General features: G+C 45.9%; 2 protein-coding genes. Both read left to right on the top strand.

What is annotated here, in order from left to right:
* The first annotated feature begins 88 nt into the window (after positions 1–88).
* Positions 89–454, top strand: a complete 366-nt coding sequence (locus A3735_RS00205; protein ID WP_068637324.1) for a hypothetical protein — start codon at positions 89–91, stop codon at positions 452–454.
* A 24-nt stretch (positions 455–478) separates the two neighbouring features.
* A partial coding sequence (cysS, locus tag A3735_RS00200; protein WP_068637322.1) for a cysteine--tRNA ligase occupies positions 479–1,589 on the top strand: 1,111 nt, incomplete at its 3' end.

Here is a 1,589-nt window from a genome sequence, read left to right as displayed (position 1 = left end):
CGGCCTTGGCTAGTACGCTTCGTTCTTTAGGTGAAGCTTTGGGTATTCTTCAATTAGACCCTGAAGATTACAGGGTGAAATTGTTGAAGTGAAAGCTAGCTTGGTTGCTGACTCGGTAGGCAATAATATCGAAGGAATTAAGCCTCGCGGTGTTATTCACTGGGTATCTGCTGAGCAGAGTGTCGAGGCGGAAGTGCGTTTATATGACCGTCTTTTCAATCATGCTAACCCAGATGCGGGTGAAGAAGATTTTATGACGCATGTTAACCCTGAAAGCTTTAGTGTGATTAAGGCTTACCTTGAGCCTGATGCAGCAAAAGCGGAGCCTGAGGCGAATTTCCAATTTGAGCGAGAAGGCTACTTTGTTGCCGATCGATATGACCATAAGCCTAGTGAAGGTAAGGTCGTATTCAATCGCACAATTGGTTTAAAAGATAATTGGGCAAGCAAATAAGTAAGAGTAGATGGAGTAAAGAATATGTCATTGAAAATTTATAATACGCTATCTGCAGAGAAAGAAGTATTTAAGCCGCTTGAAGAAAACAAAGTCAAAATGTATGTCTGTGGGATGACGGTGTATGACTATTGCCATATCGGTCATGCTCGCGTGCTGGTCAGCTTTGACGTGATTACGCGTTACTTGCGCCACTCTGGCTACGACGTTACGTATATCCGAAATATCACCGATGTAGATGACAAGATCTTCGCCCGAGCGGCGGAGAATGGAGAGGCCTACGATGCTTTAACGCAGCGCTTTATCGATGCGATGCATGAGGATGAAGCGGCGTTGTCGGTGAAGTCTCCAGACCAGGAGCCGAGAGCGACGGCGCATATCCAGGAAATTATCGATATGATTCAACGTCTGATCGACAACGAGCATGCTTATGCTGCCGACAATGGCGATGTCTATTATGCGATCGATAAGTTTGAAACCTACGGTAAGCTAAGCAAGCGTAATACCGAAGAGCTGTTGGCGGGTGCGCGTATCGATGTTGAAAAGCATAAGCGTAATCCACTGGATTTTGTTTTGTGGAAAGCGGCAAAAGAAGGCGAGGCTAGCTGGGAATCCCCGTGGGGGAATGGTCGCCCTGGCTGGCATATTGAATGCTCAGCCATGTCGACTTGCTGTTTGGGTGATACCTTTGATATTCATGGGGGCGGGCCAGACTTAAAATTCCCACATCATGAAAATGAAATTGCCCAGTCTGAAGGTGCAACCGGTCAGAAGTATGTGAACTACTGGATGCATGCAGGCGCTGTTCGTGTAAACAAAGAAAAGATGTCTAAATCTTTGGGTAACTTCTTCACCATTCGCGAAGTCTTGGAAAAGTATCCGGCTGAAGTGATTCGTTACTTCCTAGTGTCTAGCCACTATCGTAGTCAGGTTGATTATTCCGAAGATAACCTGGTTGAAGCGCAAGCAACCTTGGATCGTTTATATCAGTCTTTACGTGGTTTGAGCGAGGCAGAGCTAAGTTCTGAAGCGCGCGTTGAGTCTTATCTTGAGCGCTTTAAAACAGCGATGGATGATGACTTTAATACGCCTGAAGCATTGGCCGTGATGTTTGACTTGGTTCGAGAGCTAAATG

It is taken from the genome of Oleiphilus sp. HI0061 (genome assembly GCF_001635675.1).
The sequence above is the reverse complement of the archived record's forward strand: the minus strand, read 5'-3'. Positions and strand labels throughout refer to the sequence as shown.